We start from the raw sequence: 18,888 nt of genomic DNA, 5'->3' as shown, positions 1-18,888 counted from the left end.
CTTCATGACGCACGCCTACGCACGGAGCGTGGCGATATCATGATCGACCGGACAGATGTATTTCCTTCGCATGGGCGGGCTCGGGACGTATCCAGCGCATTTCCATCACCTGCCATGCCAGAAGCGATGGCAGGCCCCATGCGATTTCCCGCAGGCGCTTGATCAGGGAAAGCGCGATCCCCACCTGCGGCGACAGGCCGAACAGCCCACCGATCAGGATATACCCCCCTTCGGACACGCCCAGCGCGCCGGGTACGGCAAAGCCTGCCGACTTCGCAGCCTGCCCCACGCTCTCGATCACAAAGCTGTCAGCAAGCGAAAGGGGATGGCCCATCGCGTCGAGAACCAGAAAAACCTCGAACGTGCCCAGCGACCAGCCCAGCAGTTGCAACGCGCCCGCACGCAGCGAATTTTCATGGGTGCGGTAAAGGGTCAGGATTTCCTGATGCAGGCCACGGATGTCCTCCACCCCGTCCCATCCCAGATGGGCCGCGATCCGCACCAGCAGCTTTTCCACAACCGACACCGCGCCCAGATACTGGCTGCCAAGGAAAACCGCACCCAGCGCCACGGCTGCGAGGGCACTTTCCATAAGTTCATCCGTCACGGCGGAACGATGGACCAGACAGAACAGCACCCCCAGTCCGATAAGGGTGAACGTCACCTGACTGAGCAGTTCGATGGTCAGGTCGCATATGGTCGCCGCCGCCGCGCGCCGCAGGCCCACATGATGCCTGCGCGCCAGAAGGCGGGTGGTGATGACCTCGCCTCCCACCTGCGCCACGGGAAGAAGGTTGTTGATCCCTTCGCGCGCGCAGCGCAGGGCGAAAAAATCGCCAAAGCCCAGACGGGCGCGCCCGGTCTGGGCCAGCATGCGCCATGCCTGCGCCGAAGCGCAGACCTGTGTCGTATGGAAAAGGATGATGACAGGGATGCTCCATCCCCCGGCCGCCATCAGCCAGAGAATGTCATGCAGGCCAAAACGCCCCAGCATCCATATGGTCAGACCAATTCCGAATGCCCCGGCGATGAGGGTGAACTGCCGCATCCGCCATCCCTGTCCACAGATTGAAACAGGACCATAAAGGGCCGTTTTCAGCCATTTATGGTGTCCTGTGGCATCTTAGCAGCCTCTGATTTTCTGAAGCAATGCGAGACTTTCGACACAGGCCGCCACGGCCTCGCGTCCCTTGTTGTGCACGTCATCACGCGAACGGACCACGGCCTGTTCATCAGTATAGGTCGTCAGCACGCCAAAGGCGATCGGCACTTCCGTATTCAGCGATGCCTGCTGCAGGCCGATCGCCGTGCCAAGGCTTATGAATTCGAAATGCGCCGTATCGCCCTTGATCACGCAGCCAAGGCAGACCACACCGTCGTAACGGCCCGTGCGGGCCAGCGTCTGGGCCAGAAGGGGCAGTTCGTAGGCACCGGGCGCATACATGACGTCATCATCACGCATGGCGATCGCATGTTCCGCCAGCCACGCCAGCGCGCCATCACGCAGTCCGTGGGTCACGTTTTCATTGAAACGGCTGACCACGATCGCAATGCGCGGCGGATGGGCGAAATCAAGTTGCGCGGGGGCGGAGGGGATGTTGGTGCTCATATCCAGCTTTTATCCGTGTCTGTCGTTATGATTCAGTGCGTATCCGCCGTTTCCGGCTGGCACAGGGCATGGCCCATGCGGGTACGCTTGGCTTCCAGATAGGCGCGGTTGAAGGGATTGGCCGCCACCGTCAGGGGAATGCGTTCGCGTACGTCAAAGCCGTGCTGCTGCAGGGCACGCACCTTGTCCGGGTTGTTCGTCAGCAGGTCGAGCCTGTTCACACCCAGCGCGTGCAGGATGGCGGACGCAGCCTGCCAGTCACGCGCATCGGTCTCGAAACCAAGGCGATGGTTCGCATCGACCGTATCCAGCCCCTCATCCTGCAATGCGTAGGCGCGGATCTTGTTGGCCAGGCCAATGCCGCGCCCTTCATGCCCGCGCACGTAAACCAGCACCCCGGCCTGCGCCTGCCCGATCTGCTGCAACGCGCCCTGCAACTGGGCGCCGCAGTCGCATCGCAGCGACCCCAGCGCATCCCCCGTCACACATTCCGAATGCAGCCGCACCAGCGGCACGGTACCCGCCCTGTCGGGCTGGCCCTTCACCATGGCGACATGTTCGGTGCCATCGGGCGCGCGGAAGGCATGGATCATCATGTCCGGGCCGCCAAAGCGGCTGGGCAGATGGGCACGGGCCACCTGTTCGATGCCCGGTGTCGCGTCCGCCGTCGCATCCAGCGGGTGCGATTCGAGCCAGCGGGCCAGTTCCGCGATGGACAGGATCTGCAGCCCGTGCCGTTCGGCATAGGGGCGCAGGTCATCCATGCGGGACATGGTGCCGTCCTCGTTCATGATCTCGCAGATCACGGCGGCGGGTATCAGCCCGGCCATGCGCGCCAGATCGACCGACGCTTCCGTATGGCCCGGCCGCGCCACCGTGCCGCCGGGCACCGCGCGCAGCGGAAAGATATGCCCCGGCGAGACAAGATCCGCCGCCGTCGCATCAGGCTGCGCCGCCACCAGCACCGTACGGGCGCGGTCGGCTGCGGAAATGCCGGTTGTCACCCCTTCGCGCGCCTCGATCGAGACGGTGAAGGCCGTGCCGCGCGGGCAGGTGTTCACCTGCGTCATCATGGGCAGGTTAAGCTGCGTGATCCGTTCGGGCGACATGGGCATGCACACCAGACCACGCGCATGCGTGACCATGAAGTTCATCGCCTCCGGCGTCATGCACTCGGCGGCCATGACCAGATCGCCCTCGTTTTCGCGGTCCTCGTCATCCACAAGGATGATCATTCCGCCCCGGCGGATGGTGGCAACAGCCTGTGCCAGCGCGGGGGGCATCAACGATACTGACATATGCTCTCCACATATTTGGCGATGACATCGACTTCGACATTCACCGCATCCCCTGCCTTCAGGGTGCCAAGGGTGGTGTGATCCCATGTATGGGGAATGATCATGAGGGCGATGCGGAACGCATCGGGATCGCTGCCCTCCGCCCCCGGCGCGCCAACCTCATTGAGCGTCAGGCTGATGCCGTCCAGCGTGATCGAGCCCTTTTCCACAAGGTAGCGCCGCAGCCGGGCGGGAACGGAAAAGACAATGCGCCGTCCCTCCCCCGTCTTTTCGACTTCCAGCAGACGCGCGGTCCCATCCACATGACCCTGCACGATATGACCCGAAAGACGGGTACCGGCAGTGACCGCACGTTCAAGGTTGACGGTGCGCCCCACCGCGATCCGCCCAAGGGCCGTGCGGTCCAGCGTTTCCGAACTGATGAAGAAGGAGGCCTTACCCGCGGCGTCAAAGGCGGTGACGGTCAGACACACGCCATTGACGGCGACGCTTTCGCCCAGAGCCAGATCGGTAATGCCGGTTTCCACCGTTATTTCCAGATCCCGGTCCAGTCGCCGCGCGGCACTGACGTGCCCCTGATACTCGATAATGCCAGAAAACATCTTTACTCCTTCATACCGGAGAGTTCGGGGAAAAGGCGCAGCGGGGTCACATCCCCTTCCCGCACACGGACATCGTAGCGATCCATGCCGCTGCCATCCGCCGTGATGGTCAGCCAGTCATGCCACAGGTTACGGGCCACGATTTCAGCCAGCAGCGCAGGCCCTGCCTCCACCATCGCCCAGGTCACGCCCGCCTGCCCCAGCATGTCCGGCAGGGCCGCGATATCGGTGCAGACCCGAACATCGAAACCACGCGCACGCGCGGCCAGCAGGTAGGCTTCGTCCACTTCCCCCCTCCGGGTGCAGATGGCGAGGATACGCGGCGCACGACCGGGATGATCCGCCACACGGCGCACGGTCAGGGCAGGGCTGTCAGCGCGGATGGTGCCGCTGGCGGTAATCACCGCGTCCGTGGCCCGGCGCAGCTTATGCGCAAGGTCAAGGGAGGCCGGCGCGCTAAAGGTCGTCTGACCTGCGGGCGGCACCATGGAACCCGTGGCGTCCAGCGCCTGCTTGACCGTAATCCATGGCTGGCCGGTACGCATGAAATGCGCGAACGGGGCCAGCAGGCTGCGGCAGGCCGCAAGGGCCGCCGCATGCGTGGGAACGGGCTGGAGCACATGCACGCTGCATCCATGCTGGTGCAGGTAATCCGCGCCGCCGCCTTCCACATGCGGGTTGGGGTCACGCAATCCGATCCATATCGTGCGCACCGGCGTTGCCAGCAGCGCCTGTGAACACGGACCCGTACGGCCGGTATGGTTGCACGGTTCCAGTGTCACCACCGCCGTATGCGCGCGGTCCAGCAGGCCGCGTTCACGGCACTGGTTTATGGCCTGTATTTCGGCATGGGGAGTACCGGCGCGATGATGGCCACCAACGGCAAGGATGACGCCATCACGGTCCAGCAGCGCACAGCCGACAGGAGGATTGGGCGCCGTGGCGCCCACATGGCGCGCGGCCTCATCCACCGCGGCGCGAAAACCATGCGCAACCGCTTCAGGCAGGTCAGGAGTGGGAAAGGGCATGATGCCCCGTGGCAACGCGTCCAAGCAACAGTACTCCATCCATCTGGACGGACTCAGGGCGCGTAAAACCATCTGCCTGCCTTCCATGACGGAAGGCGGGTGTACAGTTCTCGTTCTCTCTCATCCGGACTGTAACCGTCGGTTCCGGAATCACACCGGATCTGCTTGACCCCGCCCGCATGACTGCGACCGGGCGCTCGCGGACTTATGCCCCTGCGGACAGGGAACACTCACCGCCGGTGGGGAATTTCGCCCCGCCCTGAGAACGCCTGCAAACCGGGTCTGGGACCCGATTCGCGTTTCTGGTTATGATATTGGGAATAATTTGCGCCGATTGCAAGTAGGCTGCCTGCCCATCACTGGCGGGGCGTCCCCTGCGCCCCCGCATGACGGCCCGGATGCAGCAGGGAAGGGATGCGGCCATGGTGGCCGAAATTGACCAGCCGCGCCTCCTCCACCTCGATACGTCCCAGCAGGCGCGAACGCAGCAGCCAGATCGCAAGTGCTGCCCCCATGAAGGGACCAAGCACATAAATCCAGAACGCCTGCCACTGTCCCGCCATCAGCGCCGGACCAAAACTGCGCGCCAGATTGGAGCTGTTGCCCGACAGCCAGGCCGAAATCGGATTGCATATGAAAAAGAACAGCCCGCCCGCCCATGGCGTCACCACTTTCCATGTCGGATGGGCGGCAAGGCAGCACAGCATCAGCACCAGCAGGGCGGTCAGCGCCACCTCCGTCACCAGCGGCCAGATAACCGCTACCCCTGAAAAGGGAACGGTCGCGGCATAGGCGGATTCATGCACCATGCGCCCCCATCCCGGAAGCAGATGCCCGAAAAGGGCGAGGAGAAAGGTGGCGACACAGGCGCCCGCCATCTGCGCCGCAACGTAGCCGCACAGATCGACACCCCCCAGCCGCCCCGCGAGACTGAACGCCAGCGAGACGGACGGGCTGACATGCGCCCCGCTGACACGGCCAAACGGCGTATAGGCGGCCACAGTCCCCGACAGGCCAAAGAACAGGCCGCATAAGGCGGTCTGGAGCAGGGGATGGGGCGCAAGGTCCCTGCCGATGACACTGAAAGGGGCCGTCAGCACCGTCACGGAAATGATCCCGCAGAGCATCAGCACCACGGTGGCGACCATTTCGCATCCATACAGCTTCCAGTGAAAGGGATGGTCAGGATGCGGCATACCGGCCAGCGGTCGGTCCTCGATGGGACGGGAACCCGATTGCCGGGATTCGGTCATATCTCTCACTCCCATGTCAGTGCATGTAAAGGACTTGAGTTAACGGCAGAAATGTTATGAAATAAAGGAAATCATGCGAATATATGTCGTGCGTATGAATATTTAATGCATAACAGATAAACATTTTTTCTATATAAGATGCAATCCGTTCATGTATTACGCATGTTATGTTGCCGGTGAAAGAAAACAGACGGTATCTGCTGCCATCTGCACGCAGCCGATATTATCCCGTGCCCGTACCCGGCACGGGTGGATTTTGTTAATCATGTATTCAGGGGCTGACGCGCCAGACTGATGGATTGCTGTTGTAAAGAAAGCTGCCTGTCCTGCACCGCAGGCAGGCAGGCCATCATGTGGGGCGGGGTTGCGGTGCTGCTTGGCGGCATGGTCATGCCGGATTGCGCGCGGGCGGATGACATGGCGGAAATCCGTGCCATCCATGCCGAAATGCGACGGCTTGAAGCCAAGGTCCAGCAGATCGAGGCCCGCCACGGCGGGGCACAGAACGCACAGCACATGCCAGCCAGCCGCACGCTGCGTTCCGGCGGGCGGGCCAGTACGGCGTGGACCGCCCCTTCTCCTTCCGGGCAGATCACCGCCATGCCCGACCTGTCGCGTCTGGTCATAGGTGGCCCTGCACTGTCGGATGATGCGCAGGCCGCGGCAGCGGCGGAAAACACGATGACGGAAAGCATCATTCCCAGCCAGCCCAAGCTTGACCTTGATTCCTCCAGCCCGCTTGCCATTACCCAGACAGGCGTGGACAGCCTGCCCCCCGTGTTCCGCATTGGCGGGGTTTCGGTACGGCTGGGCGGCTTCATCGACTTTTCAAACATCTATCGCAGCAAGAACCTGACCAGCGGCCCCGCCACAAGCTGGGGCAGCTTCCCTTACGCCAACAGCCCCAACGCCCATACGGGCGAGTACCGCCCGTCCGCGCAGCTTACGCGCCTGAGCGTGCTGCTGCAGGGTTCGCCCACCAAGGATGAAACCCTATCCGGCTATATCGAGACGGATTTCGGCGGCGCGGCAGGTACGGCCAACAGCTACCAGACCAACAGCTACACGCCGCGAATCCGGCAGGCGTACATGACCTACAGCAACACCAAATGGGGGTTCCATGTGCTGGCCGGGCAGGCATGGAGCCTGACCACAGGTTACACGCAGGGCCTGCTGTCACGTCATGAACAGCTACCGCCGGTAGTCGATAACAACCAGATACCCGGTATCGTCTTTACCCGCGTGCCACAGATCCGCTTCATCAAGGATTTCGGGCGCAAATGGTGGCTGGGGCTTTCGCTTGAAGCGCCACAGGTGGCTTACGCGGCATCAGGCAGCAGCAGCGATCATCCGATGCTGAGCGGCACCGATGATGATATCCTCGCCTCATCCGGCACGCGCATACTCTACAGCAACGCTGGCTCGGGCATGCTCAATCCCAACGCCAAATACAGCATGGATGTCGCCCCTGACATCGTGCTGAAAGGGGCGCTGGACACCAAGCCCGCCCATTACGAGATTTACGGTCTGGCGCGCTGGTTCAAGGCCATGTCGCAGTCCGCCACGGGTGGGCCGATCCGCGAACGGGTGTCCTTTGCAGGTGGCGTCGGTGGGGACGTGACGGTGCATGTCATTCCCCGCTTCCTGCAGTTTACCGGCAACGTGCTGGCGGGTGAGGGCATTGGCCGCTATGGCCCCGGCATGCTGCCCGACGCCACATTCAAGGCCAATGGCACGCCCGCGCCCATTCCCGAAATCATCGGCAGCATGGGACTGATCGGCCACCCGACCCCCAACCTGCTGGTCTATCTGTATGGTGGCGTGGAACATGCCGGGCGGCGGACCTATACCGGCACGGATGGCTACCAGTATGGCTACGGCGTGAACGACCTGTCGCTGAGCAGTTGTAATGTGGAGATGATTACCGGCGGTAGCTGTGATGCCCAGACCCATACCCTTGCCGACCTGACGGTAGGCGGCTGGTGGCATGTGCTGCAGGGCGGCTATGGCGCGGTGATGACCGGCGTGCAGTACACCTATCTGCGCAAATTCGCCTATAAGGGCGGTGATGGGGCGTCCCCCACCACCGGTGGCAATACCGTCTACGTCACGTTCCGTTATCTGCCGTTTCAGTAGGCAGGCCAGCCGACAGGGCGGCAAGGCAGTCCGCATTCTGGTGGGCCAGATGGATGTCATGCACCGCACCGATGGCGCGGATGCTGTCCTGCCGCCAGCGCGCCGGCATGCCATGGGCGGTGCACAGCGCCCCCGCCCCCAGCAGCGCGCCATTGCCCGGATCAATTATGGACAGCACGGCATACGGATTACGCGGCAGGGCCTGACGCAGCGATGTGCGCAGGCGGCTGGCGGTTGCGTCATCGGCATGGGTGATCAGGTCAGGCACCAGTTCGATCCACCCATCCCAGCCAGCGGCCACGGCGCGGCGCAGGCGGGGCCATGCCTTCTGTTCATCCAGCGCGTGGACGGTGGCCTGCGCGCCTTCTTCATGAATCTGGCGGGCAAGGGCGCGGGCGCTCAGGCTTGACGCGGTTTCGGTTGTGGCCGTGGTCGTGGGCAGACTGGCCGCGAGTGCTGTCAGCCCGGCGGTGGGACCAAGCAGGGCCATGAGCAGCATCAGCCGGGGAAACGATCTTATACGCATGGTCGCTGTTCTCCCTTCTTACTGGTGTTGCGCCATGGTCGACAGAACAGGGTAATCGTGGCGCGGGCGGGGCAGGGATAAGGAAAATCATGGGCACGCCGGTTGCGGCGCGCGCCGCATGTGCCTATAGCCTGCGGCGATGCCCGTGTTCCGACGGGGCAGCCGCGCGATCCTGACCGGACCGGCCACGCGCGTTGACAAACGGGGCGTATCCGGTCCTGATCCTATTCCCGGCTGGTCCTGCCATTGTGGAGAACATACGTTTCATGGGTACCATGTCCTCTTCCGAGATTTCGCGTCTTCAGGTCTGCCTGCGTCGCCTGCTGGGCTCACCGGGTCTGACCGTCAATGCACCGCCGCGGGCGGGCCTGTCGGTTGAACTGGCCGTCAACGGCGAAGTGGTGGGTACGGTCCACCGCGATGAAGATGAAGGTGAAGTGTCCTACGCCGTACACATGACGGTGCTTGAGGAAGACCTGCCTGCCCCGAAATAACCGGGTTCCTGCGCGGCGGGCGCATTATCCCGCCACCACGCGGCCTAGGGCTGCGTCACGCGCTGCGGAACCGGCCCGGCCGACGCCTCGATCAGGGGCTGCTGGCGCGGGGCGGGTAGTCCCACGCTATGAATCTTCCACTGAAAACCGTGGATGCGCATCTGAAGGCGCAGCGGCGTTTCATTTTCATGCCCGGGCATGATGACACTCGCCTCGAACACGCCGGGATGGGTGAAGTGCATGTGCACACGACCCAGCATGCCCACCATGGCGGGCACACCCATGGGCGCCGCAACCTGTTCATGGGGCATCAGGTGATCGACCAGATTGCCCAGCCTGTCAGGGCGCACTTCCTCATCAATCGCGTTGGACACGGCGGAGGACGCGAAGGACGAGCCGAATTCCGGCAGTTCATCATCCGCATGCGTGGGGCCGATCAGGCCATCCACAACCTGATTTTTCAGGCTGCTGCGCACCGTGTCCCACTTGAGCGTGGTGTTCAGGCTGCCCATGTCGTGGGCGCGGATGGCGGATGTGATGGACCACAGCGTGAAAAAAGGCGACGCGGCATACAGCGACGTGGCGGCGGCCAGCGTCCCGGCACAGACCCAGCGCGCCTGCTGGCGACGCAGGGAGGACAGGCCGGATGGAATTTCCATACGGGAAAGATAAGACATTGATTTATACTCCCCCTAATGGTTTCACGCCGTAACTGGACTATACTGGAAACATATCCGGCATGCATTGGTTTCATGATTGCATGAAGAAATTATCACGTAATCGTGAACTCCCGCACGCGGCTTCCGGCTGCGTTGTGGCGCGGGTGGGGTGTATCCGCCATGAAGGGGCTGCGGGATCGTGCAGGAGACAGGGATGAATTTTTCCGAAGACGAGATCCAGCGCTACGCGCGCCACATCCTTCTGCCCGAAGTAGGCGGAACCGGGCAGGACGCCTTGAAAAAAGCCAGTATTCTGGTTGTGGGCGCGGGTGGCCTGGGGTCGCCCGTGGCGCTGTATCTGGCGGCGGCGGGTGTTGGCCGGATCGGGCTGGTGGATGACGATGTGGTCGAGCTGTCCAACCTGCAGCGCCAGATCGCGCATGTGACCGACCGGATCGGTCAGCCCAAGGTCGATTCGGCGGCACAGGCGCTGCGTGCGATCAATCCGGGAACGCAGGTCGATTGTCATAACGTCCGGCTGACGGCGGACAATGCGCGCGAACTGGTGCGTGGTTACGACCTCGTCTGCGATGGCTGCGACAATTTCGCCACCCGCTATCTGGTGGCCGATGCCTGCGCGCTGGAAGGGCGCACCCTCATCTCCGCCGCCGTGCTGCGTTTTGAAGGCCAGCTTTCCACCTTCCGGCCCGGCGGTCCGTGCTATCGCTGCCTGTACCCCGAAGCCCCGCCCGCCGGCACCACCCCTTCCTGCGCCGAAGCGGGGGTCTTTGGCGCGGTAACCGGTGTCATGGGCACGCTTCAGGCAACGGAAGCCCTGAAGGAAATCCTGCAGATCGGCGAAAGCCTTGCCGGTCGCCTGCTGGTATGGGACGCATTGGCCATGCGCTTTCACACCATCGCCCTGCCCGCTGACCCCGACTGTGCCCTGTGCGGCGCGCATCCCACCATTCACGACCTGTCCGCCCATCGCCACGCCACGGCCCCGACCTGCCGCATCCCGGCGGAGGCCACGCATGACGCATGATGACGGCGCGCTGGCCATCCTGTTATATGATGGCGCATATGCCCGCGCCCATTATGCCTTTGTCGTAGCCGCAGGGGCGCTGGCCATTGGTCGTCCCGTCACCCTGTTCGCGGCGGGGCGGGGCGTGCATGCGCTGGCGCGTGACTGGCATGGCCTGCACGATGCCGCCGATGACATGGAAGTGCGCGCACGCGGTGTTGCGGGCATGGATACGCTACGGGAGGCTGTGATCGAATTCGATGCGACCCTCATGGTATGTGAAGCCGCGCTGAAATTATGTGGCCTTGACCCCGATCTCCTGCTTGATGGAGTACAGGTTGCGGGTATTCCCACCTTCCTCGAAGCCGCCCGGGGGCGGCAGATCATAACCCTGTAAGGATTGAAGAACGCGATGGCGCAGTGCGTGCGGCATGAATTCCTGGCGCGACCGGCCCCGGCGCCGTCCCGCGCCCCGGTACGGTGGGGATATCTGGCAGGCTGCGTGGCCGTGCTGGCCACAGGCATGGGGCACGGCTACGCAGCCGCCCCCGCGACCACCACCAAAACAGCGCATCACCATGCGCATCACGCGGGGCAGGCTGCGACCGCCCATAGCAGCACCCATGCGGCAGCCAGCAGTCTGGGCCATGCCCATGTCCACGCGGCCACCGAGAAAAAGGTGAAATCCCATACGGCCCGCCACCACCATGCCGCAGCCGTGGCGGCAGGCGTCGCCGCCGGTGCGGGGGCCGGTGTCGTTGCGGCGAAAAGTGCGGCGCATACTCCGCCGCCGCCCGTACCAGCCACGCCGGATACCGCCACGATCCAGCCTGTGGACAACAGCAAGGGCAGCGTGACCGGCCTGCCCCTGCCCCGCTTCGCCGCCTTCCGCGCTGATGAAGTCAACATGCGCACGGGGCCGGGCCAGCGCTATCCCATCGACTGGGTCTATCACCGCCGTGGACTGCCGGTCAGGATCGAGCGGGAATTCGATGTCTGGCGTCTGGTCGAGGACGCGGACGGACAGAAGGGATGGGTCCAGCAGGCAACCCTTGTGGGAACCCGCACGTTTGTCATCCCGGGACTGCCCCCACAGGGAGACGCGCAGCAGACCAACCAGCCATCCGCCAAGGAAACCGATGTGATCGGGCGCGCCGATACACGGGTGGTCGGCCATGTGGCGGACGTGGCCGAGGCGGGTCGGGTCAGGGGGGCGGTCATGCTGCGCGCGGATGCCAGCACGACATCCGCCGTGACTGCCGTGCTGCGCCCCGGTGTGGTGGGCACCCTGCGCCAGTGCCAGGCAGGATCGGCATGGTGCAAGGTTTCGGTCAAGCAGTACAGCGGCTGGCTGGAACGCAGCGCGTTTTGGGGACTGTTACCGCAGGAGGTCATATCGCCCTCCTGAGGGCAAAGATGAACAGAGCGGGAGAAAATGATGCCGGAAACACCGTATCGTGCCATGCGCCGGACCAAGATCGTATCCACATTGGGCCCGGCAACATCAGACCATGCGACCATACGCGCGCTGGCCGTGGCGGGAGTGGATGTATTCCGGCTCAATTTTTCCCACGGCACGCATGAGGATCATGCCGCGCGCCATGGCGTGATCCGCGATGTGGAAGCCGAACTGGGCCGCCCCATCGGCATTCTGGCCGATGTGCAGGGGCCGAAACTGCGTGTGGGCAATTTCGTCAACGGACGCACGCAACTGACCGCAGGGGCCCATTTCCGGCTTGATCTCGACCCCACGCCGGGAAACGAGGCGCGTGTCTGCCTGCCCCATCCCGAAATCCTTGCCGCCGCCGCGCAGGGCAGCACGCTGCTGCTTGACGACGGGCGTCTGGCGCTGCGGGTCTGTGAACGCGGCGACGATTTCCTGCTGACGGAAGTGGTGCTGGGCGGTGTCCTGTCCGATCACAAGGGCGTCAATGTGCCGGACGTTGTCCTGCCCATCCCGGCCCTGACGGACAAGGACCGTGCGGACATGGCCTTCGCACTGGATCTGGGCATTGAATATGTGGGCCTGTCCTTCGTCCAGCGGCCCGAGGATGTGCGTGAAGCCCGCCAGTTGGCCGATGGCCGTGCGTGGATCATGACCAAGCTGGAAAAACCGCAGGCCATGGACAATCTGGAGGAGATCGTCGCCCTGTCCGATGCGGTGATGGTGGCGCGTGGCGATCTGGGCGTTGAACTGCCGCCCGAACGCGTGCCGCTGGCGCAGAAGCGCATCATCCGCGTGGCCCGGCGACTGGGCCGCCCGGTGGTGGTGGCCACCCAGATGCTGGAAAGCATGATCCATGCGCCCACACCGACCCGTGCGGAGGCATCGGATGTGGCGACGGCAGTGTTCGACGGGGCGGATGCGGTCATGCTGTCGGCCGAAACCGCCGTGGGGTCATACCCGCGTGAAGCCGTGGCCATCATGGACCGCATCGTACGCGGTGTGGAGGAGGACGAAGGGTGGCGGCGGCAGATGGAAACCTCCGCCCCGGAACCCGATCATGACGTGGCGGGCGCCATTGCCGCCGCCACGCGGCAGGTCGCGTCCACGGTGGGTGCCTCCGCCATTGCGGCCTTTACGCTTGCGGGACGCACGGCGCTGCGGATCGCACGCGAACGGCCGTCCTGCACCATCCTTGGCCTGACCCCGACCGATGACGCGGCCCGCAGGCTGGCCGTGGCATGGGGCGTGCAGGCCATATCCGTGGGGCAGGAAACGCCGGTGCATACGATCGAAAGCGTCGTGGATCAGGCGCTGTCCATCGCCCATATGGATGGTTATGGCGCGGTTGGCGATGCGGTGGTGATCGTGGCGGGGCTGCCCTTTGGCGTGGCGGGCAGCACCAATACGCTGCGGGTTGCGATCATTACCTGAACCACCCGAAAGCGTGGAACCGGCGTTACGCCTGCCGGTTCTCGATCAGGCTGCGCCGGATGGCGCGGCCCCGGTTGATCCGGCTTACGATCACATCTTCGTTGCCGGTGCGGATGGCGTTGCCCATCGCCTGCGCATCCGCAACGAAGCGGTCGAGCATGTCCAGCAGGGCTTCACGGTTATTGAGAAAGATGTCACGCCACATGACCGGGTCCGACGCCGCGATGCGCGTGAAGTCCCGAAAGCCCGATGCCGCGAAATCCAGCACTTCGGAGCGGGTTTCATCCGCCAGATCATCCGCCGTGCCGCAGATGGTGAAGGCCAGAAGGTGTGGCAGGTGACTGACAATGGCGCAGACGCGGTCATGATGTTCGACGGTCATGCTGCGCACCCGCGCGCCCATCATTTCCCACAGGGCGGTAATGCGCGCGATGGCGGAAGCAGGCGTGTTTTCCGGCGGGGTCAGCAGGCACCACCTGTCCTCGAACAGGGTGGCGAATCCGGCATCCGGCCCGGAAAACTCGGTGCCCGCCATCGGATGCGCAGGCACGAAAGCAATATCGGGACAGGCAGTCAGAAGCGGTTCCATGGCGTCCATGACCGTTTTCTTGACCGATCCGACCTCGCTGAGGATCGCGCCGGGCTTCATGACCGGCATGACCTGCGCCGCCACCATGGCGATCGCCCCGACGGGCACGCACAGGATTACACAGTCAGCATCCCGCGCGGCGGCAACCGGATCAGCCTCGATCACGTCGGCGATTCCCAGTTCAGCCACACGGGCGCGGACCTCTGGGCTTATGTCGCATGCAATCAGCCTGCGCGCGATACGCCGGTCATCCAGCGCGCGGCGCAGGATGGACGACCCGATCAGGCCCGGCCCGATAATGGTCAGCGTATCAAACAGGGGAACGGTGGGGTCCGTCGTCATGATGGGAATCTGTCTGGCTGAAGGTTCTTGAAAAAAAGCGCCCTCACTCGGGCGCGGCGTCGGTCTGCCGGGGCCGGTCATGCACGGAAACCGGGGCGGTGACCGGGGCGGCCCCCGCATCATCCAGCGTGGCCGGCCTGCGGCGCAGGCCGCGCATTTCCATGCCCTGCCACAGCAGCAGCATGGGAATGCCGATAACCAGTTCCCGCCCGCGCCGCAGCAGCGACAGCCCCAGCGAGACGGACGGCGCGATGCCAAAGGCCGAACCAAGCGCCATGTAAGCCGCTTCCTGCACCCCCAGCCCGGCGGGCACGAGGAACGAGACGGACATGATGCCGCAGGCCACGCCCTCGATCGCCACGGCGCCGCTGAAGCTCAGATGCGCGCCAAGGAAATAATAGGCGATCCAGATGGTGGCGGCGCTGCCCAGCCATCCGACGTAATGCAGCAGCGCACCCTGCGCGATGCGGCCCGGATGGGACCAGATCGCGTCGAAACGTTCCTGTATGCTGTCCGCGCTGCTCAGCATTGCGTCCTGCCACTGGGCGGCCATGTTGTGCCCCAGCTTGCGCCCCACGCCGCGGAGCAGGTCGCCGCCCCGGCGCTGGGTATAGATGAAGCCCGCGATGCCCAGCGTCAGCAGCCCCAGACCGATCAGCACCGGACGGGCGAACGGGCTGGACTGCTGGTGGGCCATAAGGCACAGCACGGCGGTCAGGATGAACAGGATCTGGCCCATGACCTCGGTGGTGATGTCCACAAGGTTGGCGCAGGCGGCCTCCCCCCCGTCCACATGACGGCCACGACGCCCGGCGAACAGGTCGCTTGATGATGTGGCGCGGATGCCCAGCACCATCCCGCCCAACTGCGAAAACGGCAGGCAGGACGCGGCCGCATCCCGAATCATGCGTGAAACCACAAGCTGGACGAACGGAATGTCCCGACAAGCTGCATGCCAGGCGAGACCCAGTATTGCATCGACTGCAAGCTGCGCCAGCACCGTCGCCATGAATCCGACGAAGCCGATGGAGACGATGGCCTTCATGACCGAACCGGCCCCGTACCACGCGGTAAAGCCTGTAAGCAGGGCCAGGCCAAGGATGGCCAGCAGGATCGTGAGCTTTCTCAAGAAAGGGTCCGTCTTCGTCTGTGGGCGTCGGAACGCCGGGTAAAATTCGTACCACAGCGGTCGACTGCGCCTGACTTACACTACAGCAGGGTCTGGCGCCACCGGGAGGTGTCGGGATAAATGGAACGCCCGCCGGTTGCGAGTCCGTGTCGCAATCATGAATTCTGTCCCCTGACGGAGTGATCGTTCAGACCATGACTGCCCCAACACTTGTAACCGGCGCGACCGGTTTTGTCGGCTCGGCCGTTGCCCGCAACCTGGTTGAACGGGGGCATACGCTCCGGCTCATGGTGCGCAAGGGTAGCGACCTGACCAATCTGCGCGATCTTCCCGCCGAACTGGTGGAAGGGGACCTGTCCACCCCCGGCAGCTTCGATGCGGCGGTCAGGGGCTGCCGCTACGTGTTCCATGTCGCGGCGGATTACCGGCTGTGGGTGCCCGATCCGGTACCCATGATGGTCGCCAATGTGGAAGGCACGCGCGCCCTCATGCTCGCGGCACAGAAGGCGGGGGTGGAGCGGATCGTGTACTGTTCCTCCGTCGCGGCGCTGGGACTGATCGGGGATGGCACCATTTCCGATGAGGAAACGCCGGTGCACGAACACGGCGTGATCGGCATCTACAAACGCTCCAAATACCGCGCAGAACAGGAAGTCCTGCGTCTGGTGCATGAACGCGCCCTGCCTGCCGTGATCGTAAACCCGTCCACCCCGGTTGGCCCGCGTGACATCAAGCCCACGCCCACGGGCCAGATGATCCTGGACTGTGCTGCGGGACGCATGCCGGCCTATGTCGATACCGGCGTAAACATCGTCCATGTGGATGACGTGGCGGAAGGGCATGCGCTGGCGCTGGAACGCGGCCGGATCGGGGAAAAATACATCCTTGGCGGCCAGAACTACCTGCTGCGCGACCTGTTCGCCATGACCGCCGAACTGGCCGGGGTCGCCCCGCCACGCATAAGCCTGCCACAGGCGGTGATCTGGCCGGTGGCCGTGGCCAGCGAATGGCTGTCCCGCGCTTTTGGCATTGCGCCGCGCGTCACGCGCGAAATGCTGGCCATGTCGCACAAGAAGATGTTCTTTTCATCCGACAAGGCGATACGCGAACTGGGCTATGCCCCGCGTCCCGCGCGTGAAGCGGTGAAGGACGCCATTGACTGGTTCCGCCAGCACGGAATGCTGGACTGAGGTTCCCGTCATGCTGCTGCTTCCCCTTGCCGTCCTGAGCCTTGTCATCTGGCTGGGACTGATTTTCTGCCATGGGCGTTTCTGGCAGGCGGGGCCGGTACTCGCCCCCCTGCGCACGCCGCTCCGGGCTGCGGACTGCCCCGAAGTCTGCGTGGTGGTCCCCGCGCGGGACGAAGCCCCGTCCGTGGTGGAGTGCGTGCGTTCGCTGCTGGCGCAGGATTATCCCGGCCCGCTTCATGTCATTGTAGTGGATGACAACAGCACCGATGGCACCGGCAGGCTGGCGCGCGGCGTGCCGGACCCGCAGCGACGGCTGACAGTGGTTACGGGCCGGACCCGCCCCCCGGGATGGAGCGGCAAGCTGTGGGCGGTATCGCAGGGCGTGACCCGCGCGCGCGAACTGGTGCCCGATTCCAGCGGTTTCGTGCTGCTGACCGATGCGGATATCACCCACGATCCACGCCATGTCTCGACACTGGTGGCCAAGGCGCAGGCGGACCATCTGGATCAGGTATCCGAGATGGTGGAACTGAACTGCGCCAGTCAGGCCGAACGCATGCTGGTCCCGGCCTTCGTGTTCTTCTTCACCCTGCTCTACCCCTTCGCGCGCGTGAACAACCCACGCAGCCGGGTGGCGGGGGCTGCTGGCGGCACGGTGCTGGTGCGGTGGTCGGCGCTGGCGCGCATCGGCGGGATCGAGAGCCTGCGCGGCGCGCTGATCGATGACTGCACGCTGGCCGCGCATGTGAAGCACAGCGGCGGCAGAATCTATCTGGGGCATAGCTGTCTTGCCCGCTCGATCCGCCCCTATCCCCGCCCGATCGACATCTGGCGCATGGTGGCGCGCACGGCGTATGTGCAGCTTGACTATTCGCCCCTGCTGCTGCTGGCCACCGTGATCGGCATGGTGCTTGTATGGGTCATTCCGATGCAGCTTGCCCTGTTCACCCATGGTCTGCCCTGCCTGCTGGGGGCGGGGGCGTGGGTCATGTCCATGGCATCCTACACGCCCACGCTGCGCCGTTTCAGCCTGTCGCCCGCATGGGCGATGTTGCTGCCGGTCATCGCGGGGTTCTATACGCTGGCGACGATCGGTTCGGCGCTGGACCACCATCGGGGCCGGGGCGTGATATGGAAAAGCCGCGCCTATACCGATCCCGATGGCGCAATCTCGACACATAATGGCGCCAAGGGTGCCGCAACCGTAATAAATCACACCATGGGGGATGACGTAGGGTGAACACTGATGAGCGGAGCGTGTGGGGCAGCGAGGATGTCTCGTCGGGCAAGGACGCCGGGGACGAGAACTTTCCCGTAGGATCCCTGCTGATAAGCCGCAGGCTGCGCCCGCATGTCCATGCCTATTACGATTTCGCCCGGGTGATCGACGATATCGTCGATACCGACCGGCTGGACGCACAAGCCAAGATCGCCCGCCTCAACGCCATGGAGGACGTGGTGATGGGCCGCAGGCAGGCCCCCCAGCGCCGCGATGCGCAGACGGCGGTGCGCGTGGGCCGCACGCTGCGGCAGACCGGCGTTTCCCCCGCCACAGCAACGGACCTGATCGTTGCCTTCCGTCAGGATGCGGTCAAGAACCGTTATGATTCGTGGGAGGAGCTGGAGGAATACTGCCGCTATTCCGCCAATCCCGTGGGCCGGTTCCTGCTGGAACTGCATGGCGAGAACCCGCGCACATTCGGCCCGTCCGATGCGCTGTGCACGGCGTTGCAGGTTCTTAACCACCTGCAGGACTGCGCGGACGACCTGCGCAACCTTGACCGCTGCTACCTGCCCCGCCCGTGGCTGGAACGTGAGGGCGTGCAGGTGGATGACCTGCGCCGCACCCATACCGTGCCCGGCCTGCGGCTGGTGTTCGATGCGCTGCTGGACCGGGTGGACATGCTCAACCGGCAGGCGGCCACCCTGCCCGGCCTGATCCGCGACCGGCGCATGCGCATGGAAGCAGCGGTCATCGTCGGACTTTCAAAACGTCTGGCGGCGCGGCTGCGGGCGGAAGACCCCATCGCGGGGCGGGTCAAGCTGTCACGCGGGGATGTGCTGCTGGCCCTTGCCCGCGCCACACGCACGCTGCTCTGACAGGGCGGGTTTTGTCCTTGGTCGTGATTAC

Annotated in this window: 19 protein-coding genes and 1 riboswitch; of the genes, 9 read left to right on the top strand and 10 right to left on the bottom strand. The window is 64.3% G+C overall.

Going from position 1 to position 18,888, the window contains the following annotated elements:
* Positions 1–37: 37 nt before the first annotated feature.
* The 6 genes from CFR79_RS02880 to CFR79_RS02855 all read right to left on the bottom strand — a co-directional run bounded on the left by CFR79_RS02880 (position 38) and on the right by CFR79_RS02855 (position 5,790).
* Positions 38–1,048 (bottom strand): lysylphosphatidylglycerol synthase domain-containing protein, encoded by a 1,011-nt coding sequence (locus CFR79_RS02880; RefSeq protein WP_102324902.1) that lies wholly within the window; start codon positions 1,046–1,048, stop codon positions 38–40.
* Between the two features lie 75 nt (positions 1,049–1,123).
* Positions 1,124–1,609: a 6,7-dimethyl-8-ribityllumazine synthase gene (ribH, locus tag CFR79_RS02875; protein ID WP_102324903.1), complete on the bottom strand. Its 486-nt coding sequence runs from the start codon at positions 1,607–1,609 to the stop codon at positions 1,124–1,126.
* Positions 1,610–1,641: 32 nt separating this feature from the next.
* On the bottom strand, positions 1,642–2,892 hold the full coding sequence (gene ribB, locus CFR79_RS02870; protein ID WP_102324904.1) for a 3,4-dihydroxy-2-butanone-4-phosphate synthase: 1,251 nt from the start codon (positions 2,890–2,892) through the stop codon (positions 1,642–1,644).
* Entirely contained in the window at positions 2,892–3,509 is a 618-nt protein-coding gene (locus tag CFR79_RS02865) for a riboflavin synthase (RefSeq protein WP_102324905.1), read from the bottom strand. The genes ribB and CFR79_RS02865 overlap by 1 nt, the downstream gene beginning before the upstream one ends.
* A gap of 2 nt (positions 3,510–3,511) precedes the next feature.
* Entirely contained in the window at positions 3,512–4,537 is a 1,026-nt protein-coding gene (gene ribD, locus CFR79_RS02860; protein ID WP_408884556.1) for a bifunctional diaminohydroxyphosphoribosylaminopyrimidine deaminase/5-amino-6-(5-phosphoribosylamino)uracil reductase RibD, read from the bottom strand.
* Between the two features lie 108 nt (positions 4,538–4,645).
* Positions 4,646–4,808, bottom strand: a riboswitch (FMN riboswitch).
* A gap of 85 nt (positions 4,809–4,893) precedes the next feature.
* Entirely contained in the window at positions 4,894–5,790 is an 897-nt protein-coding gene (locus CFR79_RS02855) for an MIP/aquaporin family protein (protein ID WP_243705175.1), read from the bottom strand.
* Between the two features lie 351 nt (positions 5,791–6,141).
* Between CFR79_RS02855 and CFR79_RS02850 the strand changes: the two genes are divergently transcribed.
* The gene (locus CFR79_RS02850; RefSeq protein WP_254057974.1) at positions 6,142–7,926 is read left to right on the top strand and encodes a hypothetical protein; all 1,785 of its coding nucleotides are present in this window, start codon (positions 6,142–6,144) and stop codon (positions 7,924–7,926) included.
* Here CFR79_RS02850 and CFR79_RS02845 read toward each other — a convergent pair.
* On the bottom strand, positions 7,898–8,452 hold the full coding sequence (locus CFR79_RS02845) for a hypothetical protein (protein WP_243705176.1): 555 nt from the start codon (positions 8,450–8,452) through the stop codon (positions 7,898–7,900). The two genes, CFR79_RS02850 and CFR79_RS02845, sit on opposite strands and share 29 nt — an antisense overlap.
* A 266-nt stretch (positions 8,453–8,718) precedes the next feature.
* Here CFR79_RS02845 and CFR79_RS02840 point away from each other — a divergent pair, with 266 nt between their 5' ends.
* Positions 8,719–8,946: a DUF3126 family protein gene (locus CFR79_RS02840; protein WP_102325267.1), complete on the top strand. Its 228-nt coding sequence runs from the start codon at positions 8,719–8,721 to the stop codon at positions 8,944–8,946.
* A gap of 44 nt (positions 8,947–8,990) precedes the next feature.
* Here CFR79_RS02840 and CFR79_RS02835 read toward each other — a convergent pair whose 3' ends face one another.
* A complete protein-coding gene (locus tag CFR79_RS02835; protein ID WP_102324908.1) occupies positions 8,991–9,623 on the bottom strand; it encodes a DUF2939 domain-containing protein in 633 nt (210 codons plus the stop codon).
* Positions 9,624–9,819: 196 nt separating this feature from the next.
* Between CFR79_RS02835 and CFR79_RS02830 the strand changes: the two genes are divergently transcribed.
* From CFR79_RS02830 to pyk, 4 genes are read left to right on the top strand one after another with little or no spacing between them, the layout of a single operon-like run.
* The gene (locus tag CFR79_RS02830; RefSeq protein ID WP_110546857.1) at positions 9,820–10,650 is read left to right on the top strand and encodes a HesA/MoeB/ThiF family protein; all 831 of its coding nucleotides are present in this window, start codon (positions 9,820–9,822) and stop codon (positions 10,648–10,650) included.
* Positions 10,640–11,026, top strand: a complete 387-nt coding sequence (locus tag CFR79_RS02825; protein WP_110546856.1) for a DsrE family protein — start codon at positions 10,640–10,642, stop codon at positions 11,024–11,026. Before CFR79_RS02830 ends, CFR79_RS02825 begins: the two co-directional genes overlap by 11 nt.
* A 15-nt stretch (positions 11,027–11,041) precedes the next feature.
* Positions 11,042–12,037, top strand: a complete 996-nt coding sequence (locus CFR79_RS02820; protein WP_110546855.1) for an SH3 domain-containing protein — start codon at positions 11,042–11,044, stop codon at positions 12,035–12,037.
* Positions 12,038–12,067: 30 nt separating this feature from the next.
* Complete coding sequence (gene pyk / locus CFR79_RS02815) at positions 12,068–13,507, top strand: pyruvate kinase (RefSeq protein ID WP_102325268.1); 1,440 nt, start codon at positions 12,068–12,070, stop codon at positions 13,505–13,507.
* Positions 13,508–13,532: 25 nt separating this feature from the next.
* Here the strand turns inward: pyk and CFR79_RS02810 are convergent, their stop codons facing one another.
* A complete protein-coding gene (locus tag CFR79_RS02810) occupies positions 13,533–14,438 on the bottom strand; it encodes a prephenate dehydrogenase/arogenate dehydrogenase family protein (RefSeq protein ID WP_110546854.1) in 906 nt (301 codons plus the stop codon).
* Between the two features lie 43 nt (positions 14,439–14,481).
* Positions 14,482–15,567 carry a lysylphosphatidylglycerol synthase domain-containing protein gene (locus CFR79_RS02805; protein WP_110546853.1) on the bottom strand — a complete coding sequence of 362 codons (1,086 nt, stop codon included), beginning with the start codon at positions 15,565–15,567 and terminating at the stop codon, positions 14,482–14,484.
* Positions 15,568–15,761: 194 nt separating this feature from the next.
* On the opposite strand from CFR79_RS02805, the gene hpnA reads away from it, so the two are divergent.
* The 3 genes from hpnA to hpnC are packed head-to-tail and all read left to right on the top strand — an operon-like array spanning position 15,762 to position 18,857.
* Positions 15,762–16,757 carry a hopanoid-associated sugar epimerase gene (gene hpnA, locus CFR79_RS02800; protein ID WP_110546876.1) on the top strand — a complete coding sequence of 332 codons (996 nt, stop codon included), beginning with the start codon at positions 15,762–15,764 and terminating at the stop codon, positions 16,755–16,757.
* Positions 16,758–16,767: 10 nt separating this feature from the next.
* The gene (locus CFR79_RS02795) at positions 16,768–17,997 is read left to right on the top strand and encodes a glycosyltransferase (protein ID WP_102324914.1); all 1,230 of its coding nucleotides are present in this window, start codon (positions 16,768–16,770) and stop codon (positions 17,995–17,997) included.
* Positions 17,994–18,857, top strand: a complete 864-nt coding sequence (gene hpnC, locus CFR79_RS02790) for a squalene synthase HpnC (RefSeq protein ID WP_110546852.1) — start codon at positions 17,994–17,996, stop codon at positions 18,855–18,857. Before CFR79_RS02795 ends, hpnC begins: the two co-directional genes overlap by 4 nt.
* The last annotated feature ends 31 nt before the right edge of the window (positions 18,858–18,888 follow it).

It is taken from the genome of Komagataeibacter saccharivorans (assembly GCF_003207825.1).
GTDB classification, from domain to species: Bacteria; Pseudomonadota; Alphaproteobacteria; order Acetobacterales; family Acetobacteraceae; genus Komagataeibacter; species Komagataeibacter saccharivorans.
The sequence above is the reverse complement of the archived record's forward strand: the minus strand, read 5'-3'. Positions and strand labels throughout refer to the sequence as shown.